Raw genomic sequence first — 18,646 nt, forward strand, 5'->3', positions numbered from 1 at the left:
CATGCTAGTATCGATAGCATTTCGGTCCTTCGCAGAGACGTTCAGCGCATGCATATCGAGACCCGGTTGCCGAAGGTCGGTACCACCATCTTCAGCGTCATGAGCCAGCTGGCGCTGGAGTACAAGGCCGTGAATCTGGGGCAGGGGTTCCCCGATTTCGAGCCGCCTGATGCGCTGTGCGAGGCGCTGACGCGCGCGATGCATGAAGGCCATAATCAATACGCGCCGGGTATCGGCGTGGCTCGTCTGCGTGAGCAGATCGCGCGCAAGACCGAGCGTTCCTACGGTCGTCGGGTCAGCGCCGATACCGAAGTCACCGTGACCTCGGGCGCGACCGAGGCGATCTTCGCCGCGATTGCCGCGACGGTGCGTGCCGGCGATGAAGTGATCGTGTTCGACCCGGCCTACGACTGCTATGAGCCGGCGATCAATTTGCAGGACGCGCGCGCCGTGCATCTGCCGTTGTCGTTGCCGGATTTCTCCATCGACTGGCAGCGCGTACGCGATGCGATCACGCCGAAGACGCGCATGATTATCGTGAACACACCGCACAATCCCAGCGGCGCGATCTTCAGCGAGGCCGATCTCGACGCGCTGGCCGACGTGGTCCGCGATACCGACATCGTGGTGCTTTCCGACGAAGTCTACGAGCACATCGTGTACGACGGCGCGCTGCACCAGAGTGTGCTGCGCCATCCGGAGCTGGCTGCACGTAGCTTCGTGGTCAGTTCGTTCGGAAAGACCTGGCACTGCACCGGATGGAAGGTGGGCTACTGCGTGGCGCCCAAGCCGCTGTCAGTGGAGTTCCGCAAGGTGCATCAGTATCTGACGTTCTGCACCTTCAGTCCGGCGCAGTTCGCGTTCGCCGAGGTGCTCGAGAAGATGCCCGAGCATGCCGACCAGCTGTCGGCGTTCTATCAGGAGAAGCGCGACCGTTTCCGCGCACTTCTGGCCGGTTCTCGACTGAAGCTGCTGGACGTGCCGGGCGGCTATTTCCAGCTGGTGGACTATTCCGAGATCCGCGACAGCGACGACATCAATTTCAGCGAGTGGCTGGTGCGCGAGTGCGGTGTGGCGGGTGTTCCGCTGACGCCGTTCTACGAAACACCGCCGTCGTCGCGCTTGTTACGGCTGTGTTTTGCCAAGAACGACGCCACGATGGAAGCCGGCGCCGAGCGGCTGTGCGCGCTGTGAGCATGCAGCCGCTGCGCCTGACGCTGGTGCAGGCCGATACGCGCTGGCACGATGCCGCGTCCAATCGCGCCTACTACCGCGAGTTACTGCACCGCCATGGTGAAATCGGCGATCTGGTGGTGTTGCCGGAGATGTTTCTGACCGGTTTCACCAATGAGACCGATTCGCAGGCCGAGCCGCTGGAAGGTCCGGGGCTGGACTGGATGCGCGCGCGGGCGGCGGAATGTGACGCGGTGGTGACCGGGTCGCTGGTGATCCGCCGCGAGGACGGCCAGAGCGTGAACCGGTTGCTCTGGGTGCGGCCGGACGGCTCGTTCGCGCAGTACGACAAGCGGCATCTGTTCCGCATGGCGGGCGAACATCATCACTACGCGGCCGGCGCTTCGCCGTTGACGGTCGAGTTGCACGGCTGGCGTGTGCGGCCGCTGGTCTGCTACGACCTTCGCTTTCCGGTGTGGTCGCGCAATCGGCGCTGCGCCGGCGCGCGCGGCGGCATGGATTACGATGTGCTGCTGTACGTGGCCAACTGGCCGGCGCCGCGGCGCACGGCATGGCGCACGCTGCTGCGCGCGCGGGCGATCGAGAATCTCGGGTATTGCGTCGGCGTGAACCGGGTCGGCACGGACGGCAACGATGTTCCCTATGCCGGCGACAGCGCCGCGATCGATCCGCTGGGCGAGTCCCTTGTGGATCTCGGTGAGCAGGAGTTGGTGGTCACGGTGTCGCTGGATCCCGAGTCGCTGATGTCGCATCGCCAGCGCTTCCCGGCCTGGATGGACGCCGATACGTTTGCTCTGGGCGATCCGGTGGGAACCGACGGCGATACGACAAGCTAGTCCAGAAGCGCGAGCACGTTTTCCGGCGGCCGCCCCAGGGCGGCACGATTTTCCTTGAGCACGATCGGTCGTTCGATCAGGATCGGATGCTCGACCATGGCGGCAATCAGCGCTTTGCGATCCAGGGTCGTGTCGTCGAGCCCCTGTTCGGCATAAGCGCTCTCGCCGGTGCGCATCAGGTCGCGCGGCTGCATGTCCAGTGCGTGCAGAATGCGGTCGAGTTCGGCAGCGTCGGGCGGCGTTTCCAGATACAGGCAGACGTCGGGCTCGATGCCGTGTTCACGTAGCAGGGCCAGCGTGGCGCGGGACTTGGAGCAGCGCGGGTTGTGCAGGATGCGGACGGTCATGGCGGACTCCGGGTTCAGCGATTGCCGCTGCGGTTACCGCCGCTGCCGCCACGGCCGCGCCCGCCGCCGGGCTTGCCGCCACCGCCGCCGCCACTCTTGCGGCGTCCGGCGTTGTTGCCGGACGGCTTGCCACCACCGGGCTTGCCACCGCGCGGCTTGCCGGTCGTGCCGTTGCGGGTGTCGCCGGCGAACCAGGTGCGCACCGAGGGAAGTTCCTGCCCCGGCGCGACGCCGCGCTTGTTCTTGCTGCGGCGGTTGTTGCCGCCGGTCTTCTCGGGACGCGCCACGTTGCCGTTGACGTCGCCGCCCTTGCCGCGACGCGGGCCTCCGCGTCGGCCGCGCGAGGGCGCATCGTCGCGCACGCGATCGAAAGCGGTCAGCTCGCGAGCTTCGTTCTGGTAGTTGCCGGTCCAGGCGCGCGGCTCGGATTTGCCTTCGGGGTGGTATTCCTTCACATGGCGGCTGGCACGACGCTGATGCAGGACCGGACTCAGCGTGAGCGTCGGCTGCGGCGCACCCAGACCGACCTGCTTGCGCAGTTCCTGCACGGCGGTATCGTCCAGGGTGTCGCAATCGCCGCGGCGCAGAGCGCGCGGAAGTTCCACGCTGCCATAGCGGATGCGCTTGAGGCGGCTGACCAGGAAGCCCTGTGAATCCCACAGTCGGCGCACCTCGCGGTTGCGGCCTTCGCGGATGACGACGCGGAACCAGCTGTGGCTGCCGCCGCGGCTGATGACGGCGATGTCGTCGAAATGTGCCGGTCCGTCGTCCAGTTCCACGCCGGCCTTGAGTTTCTCGAGTGTCTCGTCCGGCACTTCGCCATGCACGCGGCACAGGTATTCGCGTTCGACGCCGCTGCTCGGATGCATCAGCGCGTTGGCCAGTTCGCCGTCGGTGGTCAGCAGAAGCAGGCCGGTGGTGTTGATGTCCAGGCGGCCGACCGCGACCCAGCGCGCGCCCTTCAGGCGGGGCAGCTGTTCGAACACGGTCGCGCGGCCGTCGGGGTCGTCACGTGTGGTGAGGACGCCCTCGGGCTTGTTGTAGATCAGCACCTCGACATCGCTGCGGTTGTCGGTGGATACCACGTATTGCTTGCCGTCCAGGACGATGCGGTCGCCCGAGCGCACGCTGGCGCCGATGGTCGCGGGCTCGCCGTTGAGCTGCACTTCGCCTTGCTGGATGCGCTGTTCGAGCATGCGGCGCGAACCGAGTCCGGCGTTGGCGAGGACCTTGTGCAGGCGCTCGCTGAGGTTGGATGTGGCGGTATCGCCGCTGTTTCGCTTGAGGGTAAGAAGGGTACGGCTTTGCGCGCTCATGCGCGGTTCTCCTCGGTATCTGTTTCGGCGGCGACCGGTTCGTCGTCCGCGTGGGCCTGCGCCTCGTCGGCGGTGGCTTGGGGTGCAGTGGATTCGTCGACGGTCTCGATCTTCTCGATGTGATCGTCGGCGGCGTCTTGTTCGGTATTGGAGGACGTGTCCTCGGTGGATTCGCCGGTTTCTTCGGCGCTCTCGTCATTTGCGGGTGCGGCGCGCTCGGAGGATTCCTCGCCGACATCGGCATCGGACTCGGTTTCCGCACCCGGTTCCGCGTCGGGCAGGGCGGCGTGCGCGGTGGCCTCCTTGTTATCAGAGTCCTTGTCGCCGTCCAGGTTCAGTTGGGGGTCGAACTCTTCCATGTCGCGGATCTCGGCCAGCGAGGGCAGCTCATCCAGCGAGCGTAGATTGAAGTAATCCAGGAATTCGCGTGTGGTGCCGTAGAGACCCGGTCGTCCGGGTACGTCGCGATGGCCGACCAGGCGGATCCATTCGCGTTCCTCCAGCGTCTTGATGATGCTGGAGGACACTGTCACGCCGCGCACCGATTCGATTTCACCGCGGGTGATCGGCTGACGGTAGGCGATCAGCGCCAGGGTCTCGAGCAGGGCGCGCGAGTAGCGGCTGGGACGCTCGGTCCACATCTTCGCGACCCATTCGTAGACGTCCTGTCGCACCTGGTAGCGGAAACCGGACGCGACTTCGACCAGCTCGACGCCGCGTCCCTCGCAGTCCTCGCGCAGAGCTTCGACGGCCTTGCCGATCTCGCTGTTGGCGATCTTCTCGTCCTCGTCGAAGAGGGCGCTCAGGCGCGCGATCGACATGGGCGTGGACGAGGCCAGCAGCGCGGCTTCCAGAATGTTCTTCAGTTGCTTGAATTCCATGAATTTACTCGTCGGAACTCGTGGCCGAACCGGCCTTCAAGTAGATGGGCGCCAGCGGCGCGTCCTGCATGATCTGGACCAGGCTTTCCTTGGCCAGTTCAAGAATGGCGAGGAAGCTGACGACGACGCCGAGGCGTCCTTCGTTGGGGTCGAACAGGCTCTCGAAGCGATGGAATGCACCGTCGCCGAGGCGGGAGAGCAGGTCGCCCATGCGCTGACGCACGCTCAGCGGCTCACGTTCGATGTTGTGACTGCCGAACAGTTCGGCGCGGTGCATCACGTCCTTCAGCGCCAGCAACAGTTCGCGCATCTCGACCGGCGGCGGCATGCGGATGACGTTGCGGTCCGTCACATGGGCGTGCGCAGTGCTGAAGTCGCGCTCCATACGCGGTAGTTCGTCGATGTCCTCGGCGGCCTGCTTGAATTGTTCGTATTCCTGCAGGCGGCGAACCAGTTCGGCGCGCGGATCTTCCTCGGCACCTTCCTCGGCAGGCGGTCGCGGAAGCAGAAGGCGCGATTTGATCTCGGCCAGGATCGCGGCCATCAGCAGATATTCGGCGGCCAGTTCCAGCCGCATCACGTCGCGCATCATCTCAATGTACTGCATGTACTGATGCGTGATTTCGGCGATGGGAATATCGAGGATGTCGATGTTCTGGCGTCGAATCAGGTACAGAAGAAGGTCCAGTGGCCCCTCGAAAGCTTCCAGGATCACTTCCAGCGCATCGGGCGGGATGTACAGATCCTGCGGCATTTCCAGCACCGGCTGGCCATGCACGAGCGCCAGGGGCATTTCCTGTTGCTGGGGTACGGCCGTGAACGGCTGCTGCGGCGGCACGGGCGTCGGATCGGCTTGAACTGGCTGGTTGGTCATCAGGGTGCTTGAACCCTTGGCAATCCGGCTGGGCCGGTTCGTTGCATGAGCTGGCCACGGCACGGCCGGGGCATGGCGTATCGATAGATCAACGCACGCCCGATGCGGGCGTCGTACCTGGTCGTGTCAGGCAGTGTGCGGTGAATTCCCATGTTCAGAGCCGCAGCGAACCCGTTCGAGGCGGCGATCCCAAACGGGTCGGTCGCGCGCACTCGGCGTCGCGTCTGCGCAATTGTTCAGTGGGAACATTGCGCGACAAGCTCTTCTATTACGAAAAACGTGTGGTCCGGTCGAGCTGTCTTGGCATGCTTCGACGCGGAATCCATTACTCACCCGTAGGACTAGAGTATAGCCTGCATAGACGCAAGTCCAGTACTCTTCTGGGGTGCCCGAATCGGGTTGACGCGTAGCGACCAACGCTGACCCGGAGGGTCGCCGTGTGTGCTGCAAGGTGGCATTAGACGATGCCTGGATTGGGTTTTTTCCCGCATTTTATGTGATTTTCGTCACAAATATGAGCAGAATTGGGTCATCGGTATCGATGAAGGCGCCCGTACAAGGATGCTGGCCTGGTTGTTGCTTGGGGACTCAGTGCCGAAGGCGTATTACCGCGCGACGTTCGGACTGTTCAATGAAGGGCTCGGGATGACTGAAAACACGAATAACGGGATGGATGCTCAAGGTCGACGTGTGCGGCATGCTCGCATGCGCATCGAGACCACGGTGCTGCTCAATCGCGGCACGGAATCGTTTCCCACCGAGCTCGAGGATATTTCGGCTACCGGTGTGCGCCTGCGCAAGCCTTCGCACTGGAACGGCGAAGTCGGTCAGACGTGGGTGGTCGACATGATCTTCGGCAGCAACTTGCATATCCATGTCGATGCGCGGGTCATGCGGATTTCCACGCAGTGGATCGGTCTGGAATACTCGCGGATTCCCGAGAACAAGCAGGAAACCCTGTGGAGCCTGCTGGGCGGTTACGCCGACAAGCTCGAGCCCTGGGAAGAAGAAAACCTCTGACGCGTCGTGTACTGGCCGTGCGTATCAGCGCGGCCAGGGCGTGCCGTCGCGATGACGGTACACGTCGTCCGTGGCATCGATGATCATGTCGATGTCCGGGTAACGGCAGATATCCTGCGCGCTGCGAGACCCCACTTCGAGACAGATTGCCGTGGCCTGCGAGCGATTGATCAGCTGGTGGCCGTCGCGCTCGCCTTTCGGGAAGGCCGCGCAGTCGCCTGCGTGCAACACGGTTTCACCCTCATCCGTGACCAGCACGACCTCGCCCCGGACGATCCAGACGAACTCGTCCTCGTCGCTGTGCCAGTGGCGCTGACTGGAATGCACGCCGGGCGGCAGTTCCAGCAGGTTGACGCCGAAATCCGTCAGGCCTCCGGCTTCGCCGAGCCGTTGACGCACACGGTCCGCGCAGGCGGCGTCATGCGGCGGCGGATAGGAAGAGCCGGTATGGGCAGGGATGCGGTCCAGGTCGAGTTTGGGCATGGAGTGTTTCAGGATGCGGCCGGTTTTTCCTCGCGCAGCTCGCGGCGCAGGATCTTGCCGACGTTGCTCTTGGGCAGTTCGTCGCGGAACTCGATGAACTTGGGCCGCTTGTAGCCGGTCAGCTCGTCATGGCAGAACTGCTTGAGCGCTTCCGCCGTCAGGTCCGGGTCCTTCTTGACCACGAACAGCTTGACCACCTCGCCGGAGTGCTCGTCGGGCACGCCGACGGCGGCGACCTCGGCCACGCCGGGGTGGTCCATGACCACGTCCTCGACCTCGTTCGGATACACGTTGAAGCCGGACACCAGGATCATGTCCTTCTTGCGGTCGACGATGTAGACGTAGCCTTTCTCGTCCATCTTGGCGATGTCGCCGGTGTGCAGCCAGCCGCTGGACTCGAGCACCTTGGCGGTTTCCTGCGGGCGCTGCCAGTAGCCCTGCATGACCTGCGGACCCTTGACCATCAGTTCGCCGACTTCGTTGAACGGTAGGCGCTCTCCCTCGTCGGACCAGATCTGCACTTCGGTGGACGGGATCGGCAGGCCGATGGAGCCGTTGTATGCGGGAATGTCGAGCGGGTTGATGCAGACGGCCGGCGAGGTCTCGGTCAGACCGTAGGCCTCGGCCAGTGTGCAACCGGTGACTTTCTTCCAGCGCTCGGCGACCGCGCGTTGCACGGCCATGCCGCCGCCCAGGGTCAGATGCAGGCGGGAGAAGTCCAGGTCCTCGAAACCGGGCGTGTTGAGCAGGCCGTTGAACAGCGTGTTGACGCCGGTCAGCGCGGTGAAACGGACCTTGCCCAGTTCCTTGACGAAGCCGGGCATGTCGCGTGGATTGGTGATCAGCACGTTGAGACCGCCCAAGCGCATGAACACCAGTCCGTTCGCCGTCAACGAGAAGATGTGATAAAGCGGCAGGGCGGTGATGATGACTTCCTCGCCCTCGGTGGCCTGGTCGCCGATCCAGGCGCTGGCCTGGAGCATGTTGGCGATCATGTTTCCATGGCTGAGCATCGCGCCCTTGGCGACGCCGGTGGTGCCGCCGGTGTACTGCAGGAAGGCGAGGTCGTCGTGGCCCAGTTCGACGCGGTCGAAGCGGCCGTCGCCGCCGCGCGAAAGCGCATCGCGGAACCGCACGGCACCCTCAATGTGGTAGTCGGGCACCATCTTCTTCACGTGCTTGAGCGCGAAGTTGATCAGCGTGCCCTTGGCCAGTCCCAGCATGTCGCCGATGCCGGTGGTGACGACGTGCTTGATCCCGGTCTCGGCGATCACTTTCTGCAGTGTCGCGGCGAAGTTGTCCAGCACCACGATGGCGGCCGCGCCGGAGTCTTCCAACTGGTGCTTGAGCTCGCGTGCCGTGTACATCGGGTTGGTGTTGACCACGGTCAGGCCCGCGCGCAGCGCGCCGAACAGGGCGATCGGATACTGCAGTACGTTAGGCATCATGATCGCGATGCGGTCGCCCTTGCGCAGACCCAGGTCCTTCTGCAGGTAGGCAGCGAACTGCGCGCTGAGGCGATCGATGTCGCCGTAGCTGAGTTCGCGGCCGAAATTGGTGAAGGCGGGGCGGTGGCGGAAGCGCTCGAAGGCTTCCTCGATCACGGCGACAACGGACGTGTACAGTTGGACGTCGATGGTTTCCGGTACGCCGGCCGGATAATGGGCCAGCCAGGGACGTTGTTCACTCATGATGCCATGCAACCCCTTTCGTAATGGACGCCGGCGTCGTGCGCGCCGGTCGGACAATGCAAACGATCGTTTGCATTGGAGCATAGCCCCCCGGAGGCGGCAACCCGCCGAACGGTGTGGGCAGGCCATAAGGCAGTACGGAAAAGGCCGGTGGCTGGCAGTATGCGTGCTGCTCGCGCTGTTGTCGGCCTGTCACCGCAGTCCGCCGGAGCAGCAGGTGCGCGCAGCCATCCAGCAAGCGGTCGAGGCCGCGCGTTCGCGTGATGCCGGCGCGCTGGACGATCTGCTGACCCCGGATTTCGTGATGCCGGACAGTCGGTTCGATCGCAGACGTCTTCTCGGTCTGCTGCGCGTGGCGAGACTACGCAATGAAAAGGTGTCGGTGCTGCTCGGTCCGGTGGATGTCGAGATGCGGGGCGAACGCATCGTGGCGACGTTCACGGTGACGCTGGGCGGCGGCGGCCGGCTGATCCCGGAACGCCTGGGTGTCTATCGCGTGGAAAGCGCCTGGCGCGAGGAGGGCGGCGATTGGCTCTGCTACAGCGCGCGCTGGAAACGCACGCTGTAGCCGGATGGGGCCGGATCCGATGCGACCGTGCAGCGTCGCATCGGATCCGGGGAAACGTCAGCGCAGTGTGACGTCGCCGCTACCGGTACTGATGCGACCACGTCCGGTGGCAGCGCCGACATCGGCGCGGAAGTAGCGGCGACCGGATTCGACGTTGCGCAGTCCCGCCCAATTGACGTCGATGTCGGAACCGCTGATGTCCAGGCGCACGGCCGGCGGTGTGCCGGTCTTGAGGGTGATGTCGCCCGATCCGCTGCGCAGGGTGAAGTCCTGCATGGCGGACAGGTCGCCGTACAGGTCGATATCGCCCGATCCGGCTTCCACGCGGGCCTTGGCGACTTTCGCCAAGTCGTTGAGTTTCACGTCGCCGGAGCCGGTCTCGACCCGCAGGTTGCCGGCCAGCTTGTCCAGCGTGACATCGCCGGAGCCGGTATGCAGTTCGACGCGCTGGCCGCCGAGGTGGCCGCCGTTGATGTCGCCGGAGCCCGTATGGACTTCGGTGCTGCCGTCGATGCGGTCGAGTTCGAGGTCACCGGAACCGGTGTGCGCCTCGACGGTGCCGTGCACATCGGCGACCTTCATGTCGCCGCTGCCCGAATGGGTCGACAACGAGCCGGTCAGGTCGGCGATGGCCATGTCGCCGGAGGCGGTCTTCAGCTCCAGGTCGTTGCGCAGGTGGCCGGCGTCGATGCGGCCGACGCGATTGTCGATCCGCGCCTTCACACCGGCGGGCAGGGCGACATCGAGGTCGACGTGCAGCGGCACGCCGTGGTCCGATCCCTGATACACCCGCACGCGCTCGTTCTGGTAGTCGAACGAGGACGAGGAGTGGTCGCCGACGCCGATGCGGAAACCGAGCACCTTGATGTCGTGATCCTTGGCGCGGGTCGGATTCGTGGGGATGTACCGGTAGCGGTCATGCTGCCCGACCGGGTAGTCGACGTGCACCAGCACGTTCCCCGATTGCTGGCTCACGTCCAGGCGGATGGTGTCGGCCAGGGCGCGCGCGGCGGCCATGTCGTCGCCGCCGGCCACCACGGTGGCCGTGATTTGCACCTGCGAACCGTCATTCGGATGGATGGCGACGTGGCCGGCAAGATTCTCGACATGCACGGCGCTACCAGTGGGCACGCTCACGGCGCGGTCGAGTTTCTTGGTGAAGGTCTGTGCCGGTGCGGCCAGCGCGGTGGCGGCCGTGCCGCCGAGTACGAGGGCGGCAAGCAGGCCGGAAAAAAGGCGGGGGTGTCCCATGGCGATCTCCTCTACGCTGCGGGGGAACATCTCTGTTCTTGTACTGCCGATGGGGGCCGCAGCGCAGTGCGGAAGGTCATGCGCTGGAGCTGAACGGCAAAAGAAAACCGCCGGCCCGTAGGCCGACGGTTCCTTGGATGCAGCGGAGCGGGAAAGGGTTTAAGCCGCTTTCTTCGCCGCCAGATCGCGCAGCACGTACTGCAGGATGCCGCCGTGGCGGTAGAAGTCGCGCTCCTTCGGCGTCAGCAGCATGACGCGGACGGTGAAGGTCTTCTCGCCGTTCTCGCCCTTGGCGACAACCTTGGCTTCCTTCGCGTTGGCGTCCTCCAGACCGGTGATCTCGAAGGTCTCGGTGCCGTCCAGGCCCAGGCTCTTGGCACTGTCGCCGTCCTTGAACTGCAGCGGCAGCACGCCCATGCCGACCAGGTTCGAGCGATGGATGCGCTCGAAGCTCTCGGCGATGACCGCCTTCACGCCCAGCAGCAGTGTGCCCTTGGCAGCCCAGTCGCGCGACGAGCCGGTGCCGTATTCCTTGCCGGCCAGCACGATCAGCGGGGTGTTCTCTTCCTTGTACTTCATGGCCGCGTCGTACATGGCCATCTGTTCGCCGCTCGGCACGTGCTTGGTGTAGCCACCCTCGACGCCGTCCAGCATCTGGTTCTTGATGCGGATGTTGGCGAAGGTGCCGCGCACCATCACGTCGTCGTTGCCGCGGCGCGAGCCGTAGGAGTTGAACTGCGCCGGCTGCACGCCGCGCTCCATCAGGAAGCGGCCGGCCGGGCTGTCCTTCTTGATCGCGCCGGCGGGCGAGATGTGATCGGTGGTGATCGAGTCGCCGAACAGACCCAGGCAGCGCGCGCCGTGGATGTCCTCGACCTTCTCCACGTCCATCGTCATGCCCTCGAAGTAGGGCGGGTTCTTGATGTAGGTGGAGGCGTCGTCCCACGCATACTGCTTGCCGTCCGGCGACTGGATGGCGTTCCAGCGCTCGTCGCCCTTGAACACGTCGGCGTAGCTCTTGGTGAACATGTCGGCGGTGACCGAGCTGGCGATCAGATCGCTGATCTCCTTGTTGGTCGGCCAGATGTCCTTCAGGAACACGTCATTGCCGTCCTGGTCCTGACCGATCGGATCCTTGTCCAGCTCGATATCGAGCGTGCCGGCGAGGGCGTAGGCGACCACCAGCGGCGGCGAGGCCAGGTAGTTCATCTTCACTTCGGGATGCACGCGGCCTTCGAAGTTGCGGTTGCCCGACAGCACCGAGGCCACGGCCAGGTCGCCCTGGTTGATGCCCTGGCTGATCTCGGCCGGCAGCGGGCCGGAGTTGCCGATGCAGGTGGTGCAGCCGTAGCCGACCAGGTAGAAGCCGACCTTCTCCAACTCGTCCATCAGGCCGGTGGCTTCCAGGTAGTCGGTGACCACCTTGGAACCCGGGCCGAGCGACGGCTTGACCCACGGCTTGGCGGTCAGGCCCTTGGCGGCGGCCTTCTTGGCGACCAGGCCTGCGCCCAGCATCACCGCCGGGTTGGAGGTGTTGGTGCAGGAGGTGATGGCGGCGATGACGACCGCGCCATCCTTCAGTTCGAAGTGCTTGCCGTCCTTTTCGACGGTGACCGAGCCTTCGCTCATGGTGCTGGCCGGATTGCCGACGGCGGTATCGCCGCCTTCGTTGGCGAAGCGCTCGGCGTCGCCGTTCTTCGGCTTGCGGTTGGCGGTCAGCGGACCGACCACTTCATGGAAGTTCTTCTTCACGTCGGTCAGCAGCACGCGGTCCTGCGGGCGCTTCGGACCGGCCATGGACGGCTTGACCTCGCCCATGTCCAGTTCCAGCGTGGCGGTGAACTCGGCGTGCGGGGTGTTGGCGTCGTGCCACAGGCCCTGGGCCTTGGCGTAGGCCTCGACCAGCGCGACCTGCTGGTCGCTGCGGCCGGACAGACGCATGTAGTTCAGCGCCTCGGCGTCGACCGGGAAGATGCCGCAGGTCGCGCCGTACTCGGGCGCCATGTTGGCGATGGTGGCGCGGTCGGCCAGCGGCAGGTGCTGGAGGCCCTCACCGAAGAATTCGACGAACTTGCCGACGACGCCGTGCTTGCGCAGCATCTGCGTCACGGTCAGCACCAGGTCGGTGGCGGTGGCGCCTTCCGGCAGTTTGCCGGTCAGCTTGAAGCCGACCACCTGCGGGATCAGCATCGACGACGGCTGGCCCAGCATCGCGGCCTCGGCCTCGATGCCGCCCACGCCCCAGCCGAGTACGCCCAGGCCGTTGATCATGGTGGTGTGCGAGTCGGTGCCGAACACGGTGTCCGGGTAGGCCCACAGCTGGCCGTCGACGTCCTGGCCCATGACCACGCGAGCCAGATGCTCCAGATTCACTTGGTGCACGATGCCGGTGCGCGGCGGCACCACCTTGAAGTTGTCCAGCGCCTTCTGGCCCCAGCGCAGGAAGCCGTAGCGTTCCTGGTTGCGCTCGAACTCGATCTTCACGTTCTCGTCGATGGCGCTCTCGCTACCGAACTTGTCGACCTGCACGGAGTGGTCGATGACCAGCTCGGCCGGCGACAGCGGGTTGATGAGTTCGGGATCGCCGCCCAGGTTCTTCATGGCGTCGCGCATGGCGGCCAGATCGACCACGCAGGGCACGCCGGTGAAGTCCTGCAGGACCACGCGGGCGGGGGTGAAGGCGATCTCGGTATCCGGCTCCTTCTTCGCGTCCCAGGTGGCGACCGCCTCGATCTCCTTGGCGGTGACGTTGGCGCCGTCCTCGTTGCGCAGCAGGTTCTCGAGCAGGATCTTCATCGAGTAGGGCAGGCGCTTGAGATCGAAGCGCTCGCCCAGCTTGGCGAGACTGGCGTAGGCGTACGACGTGCCGTTGACGTCGAGGGTGTCGCGGGTCGAGAAGGAATCGTTCATAACTGCTCCTGGCTTGAATCGGCTGCAGGTTTCCGGCACGCGAATCACGTGCCGGCGACCGGAAAAGACCTTAATTATCGCGCAAAACCCGTGAACGGCGCGAATACGAGTGCGTTCGCGTCGACCTCGGCGGGGCCGGGTGGCCGCTAAGCATGCGGTCGGCGGGCTACAATGCGATGAACTCCGCGTGCGTCGACGACGGCTGCGGAGCGCGCACAGGATGCGGCCGAACGTTGCGCCGCACAAACGGATTAGATGGCATGCAGCATGCGAAGATTTCGATGGCCCTCTCGGCCGTGTCCTTGCGCGACCTTGCGCTGGTGCAGGCGGTCGCCCGTGAGGGCAGTTTCGCGCGAGCCTCGGCGCGCATGCACATCAGTCCCTCCGGCCTGTCGCATCAGATTCAGAAGGTCGAACAGGCGCTGGGCGCCACGCTGTTCGAACGCGGCAGTCGCCATACGCTGCTGACGGCGCTGGGGCGGCGTCTTCTGGCGTATGTCGACGCCGTGCTGGATGCGGCCGAGGGCCTGGAGCGCGCTGCGCAGGACGGCGAGGCGGCCTTCGGCGGCGAACTGCGTCTGGGGGTTCCGGCCACGCTGGGGCCGTATCTGTTGCCGCATCTGATCGAGCCGTTTCCGCAGCGCTTTCCGGGCGCGCGGCTGGCGCTGTCGGAAGGCAAGCTGCGCGGATTGCTGCGGCGGCTGCGGGAAGGCGAGCTGGATGCGGTGATCGCGCCGCGAACCGTGACCGCGAACCGTGGTCTGGGTTCGTGCGAGATGTTCTTCGAGCCGTACGAACTGTTGCTCAATGCCAGTCATCCGCTGGCCGAACGGGACTGCATCGCGCTGGGGGAGCTGAATCCCGACGACGCCACCTTCATGGCCGAGGGGCACGATGCCGACGTGCAGGACGCGCTCGGTGCGCAGGACGTCGATGGTGTCGAGGAGAAGATCCAGGACGTCAGTCTGGAAAGCCTGGCGACCCTGGTGGTTCTGCGCGGCGGCTACGCGCTCGTGCCGTCGCTGGCGCATGCGAGGTTGGCTTCGATTCCCCGACTTGCGCTGGCGCGCATCGACGGTACGCCGCCCGGGCGCGAGATCCGGCTGTACTGGCGTCAGGCTTCGCCGTGGCAGGCGGATCTGGAGGCGTTCGGCGCCTTGATCCGGCACCTGGCTGCGTCGATTCCTGCGTTGCGGGTCGACGGTGACACTGCGGCGGATGCAGCACAGGCGTGAGCGAGTCGCGGGTACGCGACGATTCCGTAGACAGGCAGGAATCCGGGCATTGTGCTTGGCGCTGAACGTCAGTCCGTGGCGTCGGGACGCGCCAGTCCTGCGCGCAGCGGATCCAGGGCCGCACCGTAGCGTTCGGCGCGCGCGGTGTCGCGCCGAAGCGGCTGGCGGACTTGCGCGGCGCTGGCGGTGCGCACGCTGCGATGGGCGTTATGGAAATCCAGGCAGGCGTTGTCGAAGGGCAGGCCGCAGGCGTCCAGCAGGGTGCAGATCTGTGCCTCGGGTGCATCCAGCAGGTCTTCGTAGCGCTGTAGCACGATGCGTTCGGGTTCGTGCGCGCGCCAACGGTCCATGGCGTATTCATAGTCGCGCAGGTAGGCGGCCAGGTCGGTCAGGTCGTTGCTGAAATGCGGCAGGCGGTAGAACTGCTGCTTGAAGCACGACCAGCCGGTCTCCAGCGGGTCGCGGCGCGCGTCGATCACCACCGCGCCGGGCAGCATCGCGCGCAGCAGACCGGTGTAGAGCCAGTTCTCCGGCATCTTGTCGGTGTGCCGGGGACGTTCGGTACGCCAGCGGGCGGTGCGCGCGAGGTAGTCGCGACCCAGACGCGCCCAGTCGTCCGCATCGGCTTCGCCGAGCCACTGTGGGAATGGTTTCTTGCGGCGCGTGTTCTCGGCGGCGAGCACGGCGCCGAGGTCGGGCAGTTCGCTGGCGCCCTCGACGTGCGGATGCGCGGCGAGGATCTGTTCGACCAGTGTCGAGCCGGCGCGCGGCATGCCGACGATGAAGATCACTTCGCGGCCGCGTTCGGCGTCCTGGCTTTGCGCGATGTGCGCATCCTGCGCGACCACGCCTTCGACCAATCGGTGGAAGGCGTGGCGGTTCCATGTCGCCAGCGACTGCGATTCGCGGTTGGCCTGCGCGATGGCGTCGAAAGCCTCGGCGTAGCGTTCGCGGTCCTCGTGCAGCTTGCCCAGCGCATGACGCATGGCGATGCGGTCGGGCGGTCGCGCGGCGGGATGCTTCAGCGCCGCGTTCAGCTGCAAGGCATCGGACTCGCCGAGCGGGCGCGTCTTCATGTTGGACAAGCCGCGCCAGGCATCGCCGTTGGCCGGGTGCAGTTTCAGCGCGGCGCGGTAGCTGGCGTCGGCGTCGTCGAAGTGGCCCAGATGCACCAGCGCGTCGCCGAGCAGTACGTGCGCGGGCAGCATGTCGGGCGCCAGGCGCGTAGCTTCCCGCAGAGCCTCGATGGCTTCCTCGGTGATGCCTTCCTGCTGCAGGTTGCGTCCAAGGTTGAACCAGGCGAGCGCGAATTCCGGCCGCAGTCGGCAGGCTTCGCGCCAGTGCGCGAAGGCTTCCTGTTTGCGTTCGAGTCCGTACAGGGCCGAAGCCAGATCGCTGAGCGTGGCGCTGTCGTCGGGACGCTGAGCCCGCGCCTGCTCGAGTAGCTTGGCGGCCTCGGCGAAACGCTGCTGGCGATTGCGCAGGATGCCCAGCAGGCGGAGCGCTTCGGGGTGATTGGGCGTTCCCGCGAGCACCGCGACCAGCAACTGCTCGGCCTGGGTCGGTGCACCGTCACGGATCGCGCGCGCCGCCGCGTGCATGCGCGGTACGGCGGATGCGGGCAAGCCCTGCATCCGCGGGTCATGATCGGGCGGAGCGGAGGTGCGCGTCATGCCCTGCGTGCGCCCGTCGCGCTCAGCGCGGCAGTTCCCAGATGCGGAAGCCGCCGTGGAAGGCGTTGCCGTTCTCGCCGCGCAGCACACCGTCCGGGAGATCCTTCAGGTGCCGCACGTTGCCGCCGCCGAGCATCACGTAGTCGGGCATGAAAGCGTTGCGCATCACCTGGATCAGCTCCAGCACGTTGTCGGTCCAGGCATCCTTGTCCTCGTTGTAGAACTTGTCGCTGACGTAGTGCTCGTAGGTGTGCTTGCGCCACGGCATGTGCGAGAGCTCGGTTGGTTGCAGCACGCCGTCGATGATGAGGGCGGAGCCGAGTCCGGTGCCGAGCCCCAGGAACAGCATGCGGCCGCCCTGGTAGCTGCCCAGTGCCTGCATCGCGGCGTCGTTGACCACGCGTACCGGACAGTTGAAGGCGCGGCGGAAATCGAAGTCTTTCCAGCCCGCGCCGAGGTTGATCGGGTCGGTGCGAAGGCGGCCCTGGATCACCGGCGCGGGTACGCCGAGGGTGACGGCGTCGTAGCGCCAGTCCTCGACCAGCGGCAGCAGCTTGTCCATCATCTGCTGCGGGGTGAGGTCCGGGCCGGACTTGAAGCGGCGCATTTCGTCGCGGTCGGAGATGCGCATCTTCACGTGGGTGCCGCCGATGTCCAGCACCAGCACGGTCGGCGTGCCCGGGCCCTGGTTCTCGGCCTGCGCGCGTGCCTTGCGGTACCAGCGGATCGCGGTGTTGGTGGAATCGTCGTGGGACAGGCGCTTGCGCGGCGACTCGATTTCCTCGGCCACTTTCTTGGCCAGCACCTTGCCCAGTTCCACGCCCCACTGATCGAATGGGTTGATGTCCCAGATCGCGGCCTGCACGAACACGCTGTGCTCGTACAGTGCCACCAGCGCGCCCAGCGTGGCCGGGGTCAGGCGCTGGGCGGTCAGCAGACTGGACGGGCGGTTGCCCTCGAACACCTTGTGCGGCGCCAGCGCGGCCGGCACGCCCTCGTCGCGCACTTCCTTCAGCGTCTTGCCGAAGGCCAGCGCTTCGGCCTGGGCGATGACGTTGGCGAGCAGCAGGTCGTGATGGCGACCGCTGGGGTTCAGCGACTGACCGAAGGCGATGAAATCGCACGGAATCAGGCGCGTGCCCTGATGGATCAGCTGATAGAACGAATGCTGGCCGTTGGTGCCGGGCTCGCCCCAGAACACCGGGCCGGTGGCGACGTCCACGGCCTTGCCGCCGCGTGTGACGCGCTTGCCGTTGGACTCCATGGTCAGCTGCTGCAGATAGGCCGGGAAGCGCTTCAGGTACTGCTCGTAGGGCAGCACGGCGACGGTCTCGGCGCCAAAGAAGTCGTTGTACCAGACGCCGAGCAGACCCATGATCGCCGGCAGATTCTCTTCCAGCGGTGCGTTGCGGAAATGCTCGTCCATGGCGTGGAAGCCGTCGAGCATCTCGCCGAAGGCGCGCGGGCCGATGGCGATCATGGTGGACAGGCCGATGGCCGAATCCATCGAGTAGCGGCCGCCGACCCAGTCCTCGAAACCGAAGGTGTGCATGGCCGGAATGCCGAACTTGCGCACCGCCTCGCGGTTGGTCGACAGCGCCACGAAGTGTTTCTTCACCGCCTGCTTGCTGCCGGCGGCGGCCAGCAGCCAGTCACGCGCGGTGTGCGCGTTGGTCATCGTCTCCAGCGTGGTGAAGGTCTTGGAGGCGACGATGAACAGCGTCTCCTCCGGCTCCAGGTCGCGCACGGCTTCGGCGAAGTCGGTGTGGTCGACGTTGGAGACGAAGCGCATGCGCAGCGTGCGATCGCTGTAATGGCGCAGCGCCTCGTAGGCCATCACCGGCCCCAGGTCGGAACCGCCGATGCCGATGTTGACGATGTTGCGGATGCGCTTGCCGCTGAATCCGGTCAGGTCGCCGTTGCGCACGGCATCGGCAAACACCGCCATGCGGTCGAGCGTGGCATGCACGCCGGGCACGATGTTCTTGCCGTCGCACTCGATCACGCTGCCGGCCGGCGCGCGCAGGGCGATGTGCAGGGCGGCGCGGTGCTCGGTGTTGTTGATTTTCTCTCCAGCGAACATGGCGTCGCGTCGCGCTTCCACGTCGCACTCGCGAGCCAGCGCGAACAGATGCTGCATGGTCGCGTTGTTGATGCGGTGCTTGGAATAGTCCAGCCGCCAGCCCGCGGCTTCGGCGCTGAATTTCTTCGCGCGTTCGGAATCGCGTGCGAACAGATCACGCAGACGACGCTTGCGCATGCTCTCGTAATGGCGTTCAAGGGCCTGCCAGGCGTCTTTCTTGCGTAACGTGCTCATGGGTCTCCAGAGGGATCGTGCGTTGTGCGGGGATACAAGAGGACAAAAAT

15 protein-coding genes are annotated in these 18,646 nt (G+C 65.6%); 5 read left to right on the forward strand and 10 right to left on the reverse strand.

Annotated elements, in window-relative coordinates; genetic code table 11:
- The first annotated feature begins 48 nt into the window (after positions 1 to 48).
- Together HF690_RS09615 and HF690_RS09620 are read left to right on the forward strand one after the other, a co-directional pair.
- Positions 49 to 1,194 carry a pyridoxal phosphate-dependent aminotransferase gene (locus HF690_RS09615; RefSeq protein WP_113064835.1) on the forward strand — a complete coding sequence of 382 codons (1,146 nt, stop codon included), beginning with the start codon at positions 49 to 51 and terminating at the stop codon, positions 1,192 to 1,194.
- A gap of 2 nt (positions 1,195 to 1,196) precedes the next feature.
- Positions 1,197 to 2,030 carry an amidohydrolase gene (locus tag HF690_RS09620; protein ID WP_168609266.1) on the forward strand — a complete coding sequence of 278 codons (834 nt, stop codon included), beginning with the start codon at positions 1,197 to 1,199 and terminating at the stop codon, positions 2,028 to 2,030.
- Here HF690_RS09620 and arsC read toward each other — a convergent pair.
- From arsC to HF690_RS09640, 4 genes are read right to left on the reverse strand one after another with little or no spacing between them, the layout of a single operon-like run.
- Positions 2,027 to 2,377, reverse strand: coding sequence for an arsenate reductase (glutaredoxin) (gene arsC, locus HF690_RS09625; RefSeq protein ID WP_168609267.1), 351 nt, complete (start codon positions 2,375 to 2,377; stop codon positions 2,027 to 2,029). The two genes, HF690_RS09620 and arsC, sit on opposite strands and share 4 nt — an antisense overlap.
- 14 nt (positions 2,378 to 2,391) lie before the next feature.
- Positions 2,392 to 3,693: a pseudouridine synthase gene (locus HF690_RS09630; RefSeq protein ID WP_168609268.1), complete on the reverse strand. Its 1,302-nt coding sequence runs from the start codon at positions 3,691 to 3,693 to the stop codon at positions 2,392 to 2,394.
- Entirely contained in the window at positions 3,690 to 4,574 is an 885-nt protein-coding gene (scpB, locus tag HF690_RS09635) for an SMC-Scp complex subunit ScpB (RefSeq protein WP_113064839.1), read from the reverse strand. Before scpB ends, HF690_RS09630 begins: the two co-directional genes overlap by 4 nt.
- 4 nt (positions 4,575 to 4,578) lie before the next feature.
- Positions 4,579 to 5,448: a segregation and condensation protein A gene (locus tag HF690_RS09640; protein WP_113064840.1), complete on the reverse strand. Its 870-nt coding sequence runs from the start codon at positions 5,446 to 5,448 to the stop codon at positions 4,579 to 4,581.
- A gap of 441 nt (positions 5,449 to 5,889) precedes the next feature.
- Between HF690_RS09640 and HF690_RS15225 the strand changes: the two genes are divergently transcribed.
- Positions 5,890 to 6,468, forward strand: coding sequence for a PilZ domain-containing protein (locus HF690_RS15225; protein WP_338042898.1), 579 nt, complete (start codon positions 5,890 to 5,892; stop codon positions 6,466 to 6,468).
- A gap of 24 nt (positions 6,469 to 6,492) precedes the next feature.
- On the opposite strand, the gene HF690_RS09650 is transcribed toward HF690_RS15225, so the two are convergent.
- Positions 6,493 to 6,951, reverse strand: coding sequence for a cupin domain-containing protein (locus tag HF690_RS09650; protein WP_168609269.1), 459 nt, complete (start codon positions 6,949 to 6,951; stop codon positions 6,493 to 6,495).
- 8 nt (positions 6,952 to 6,959) lie between these two features.
- Entirely contained in the window at positions 6,960 to 8,642 is a 1,683-nt protein-coding gene (locus tag HF690_RS09655) for an AMP-binding protein (protein WP_168609270.1), read from the reverse strand.
- A 166-nt stretch (positions 8,643 to 8,808) separates the two neighbouring features.
- Here HF690_RS09655 and HF690_RS09660 point away from each other — a divergent pair, with 166 nt between their 5' ends.
- Positions 8,809 to 9,210, forward strand: a complete 402-nt coding sequence (locus HF690_RS09660; RefSeq protein WP_338042899.1) for a hypothetical protein — start codon at positions 8,809 to 8,811, stop codon at positions 9,208 to 9,210.
- 57 nt (positions 9,211 to 9,267) lie between these two features.
- Here HF690_RS09660 and HF690_RS09665 read toward each other — a convergent pair whose 3' ends face one another.
- Entirely contained in the window at positions 9,268 to 10,461 is a 1,194-nt protein-coding gene (locus HF690_RS09665; protein ID WP_168609271.1) for a DUF4097 family beta strand repeat-containing protein, read from the reverse strand.
- Positions 10,462 to 10,620: 159 nt separating this feature from the next.
- A complete protein-coding gene (acnA, locus tag HF690_RS09670; RefSeq protein ID WP_168609272.1) occupies positions 10,621 to 13,371 on the reverse strand; it encodes an aconitate hydratase AcnA in 2,751 nt (916 codons plus the stop codon).
- A gap of 260 nt (positions 13,372 to 13,631) precedes the next feature.
- Between acnA and HF690_RS09675 the strand changes: the two genes are divergently transcribed.
- On the forward strand, positions 13,632 to 14,606 hold the full coding sequence (locus tag HF690_RS09675) for a LysR family transcriptional regulator (RefSeq protein WP_168609273.1): 975 nt from the start codon (positions 13,632 to 13,634) through the stop codon (positions 14,604 to 14,606).
- A 68-nt stretch (positions 14,607 to 14,674) separates the two neighbouring features.
- On the opposite strand, the gene HF690_RS09680 is transcribed toward HF690_RS09675, so the two are convergent.
- Positions 14,675 to 16,240: a tetratricopeptide repeat-containing sulfotransferase family protein gene (locus HF690_RS09680; protein ID WP_168609349.1), complete on the reverse strand. Its 1,566-nt coding sequence runs from the start codon at positions 16,238 to 16,240 to the stop codon at positions 14,675 to 14,677.
- A gap of 61 nt (positions 16,241 to 16,301) precedes the next feature.
- Positions 16,302 to 18,596: a glucose-6-phosphate isomerase gene (pgi, locus tag HF690_RS09685; protein ID WP_168609274.1), complete on the reverse strand. Its 2,295-nt coding sequence runs from the start codon at positions 18,594 to 18,596 to the stop codon at positions 16,302 to 16,304.
- Positions 18,597 to 18,646: the final 50 nt, after the last annotated feature.

Origin of the sequence: Oleiagrimonas citrea (assembly GCF_012395255.1) — a bacterium.
Classification (GTDB): domain Bacteria; phylum Pseudomonadota; class Gammaproteobacteria; order Xanthomonadales; family Rhodanobacteraceae; genus Oleiagrimonas; species Oleiagrimonas citrea.

Excerpts from the sequence above, each read along its gene's own strand:
- HF690_RS09615 (WP_113064835.1), top strand. The coding sequence starts at position 49 with ATGCATATCGAGACCCGGTTGCCGAAGGTCGGTACCACCATCTTCAGC.
- HF690_RS09620 (WP_168609266.1), top strand. The coding sequence starts at position 1,197 with ATGCAGCCGCTGCGCCTGACGCTGGTGCAGGCCGATACGCGCTGGCAC.
- arsC (WP_168609267.1), bottom strand. The coding sequence starts at position 2,377 with ATGACCGTCCGCATCCTGCACAACCCGCGCTGCTCCAAGTCCCGCGCC.
- HF690_RS09630 (WP_168609268.1), bottom strand. The coding sequence starts at position 3,693 with ATGAGCGCGCAAAGCCGTACCCTTCTTACCCTCAAGCGAAACAGCGGC.
- scpB (WP_113064839.1), bottom strand. The coding sequence starts at position 4,574 with ATGGAATTCAAGCAACTGAAGAACATTCTGGAAGCCGCGCTGCTGGCC.
- HF690_RS09640 (WP_113064840.1), bottom strand. The coding sequence starts at position 5,448 with ATGACCAACCAGCCAGTTCAAGCCGATCCGACGCCCGTGCCGCCGCAG.
- HF690_RS09650 (WP_168609269.1), bottom strand. The coding sequence starts at position 6,951 with ATGCCCAAACTCGACCTGGACCGCATCCCTGCCCATACCGGCTCTTCC.
- HF690_RS09655 (WP_168609270.1), bottom strand. The coding sequence starts at position 8,642 with ATGAGTGAACAACGTCCCTGGCTGGCCCATTATCCGGCCGGCGTACCG.
- HF690_RS09665 (WP_168609271.1), bottom strand. The coding sequence starts at position 10,461 with ATGGGACACCCCCGCCTTTTTTCCGGCCTGCTTGCCGCCCTCGTACTC.
- acnA (WP_168609272.1), bottom strand. The coding sequence starts at position 13,371 with ATGAACGATTCCTTCTCGACCCGCGACACCCTCGACGTCAACGGCACG.
- HF690_RS09675 (WP_168609273.1), top strand. The coding sequence starts at position 13,632 with ATGCAGCATGCGAAGATTTCGATGGCCCTCTCGGCCGTGTCCTTGCGC.
- HF690_RS09680 (WP_168609349.1), bottom strand. The coding sequence starts at position 16,240 with ATGCAGGGCTTGCCCGCATCCGCCGTACCGCGCATGCACGCGGCGGCG.
- pgi (WP_168609274.1), bottom strand. The coding sequence starts at position 18,596 with ATGAGCACGTTACGCAAGAAAGACGCCTGGCAGGCCCTTGAACGCCAT.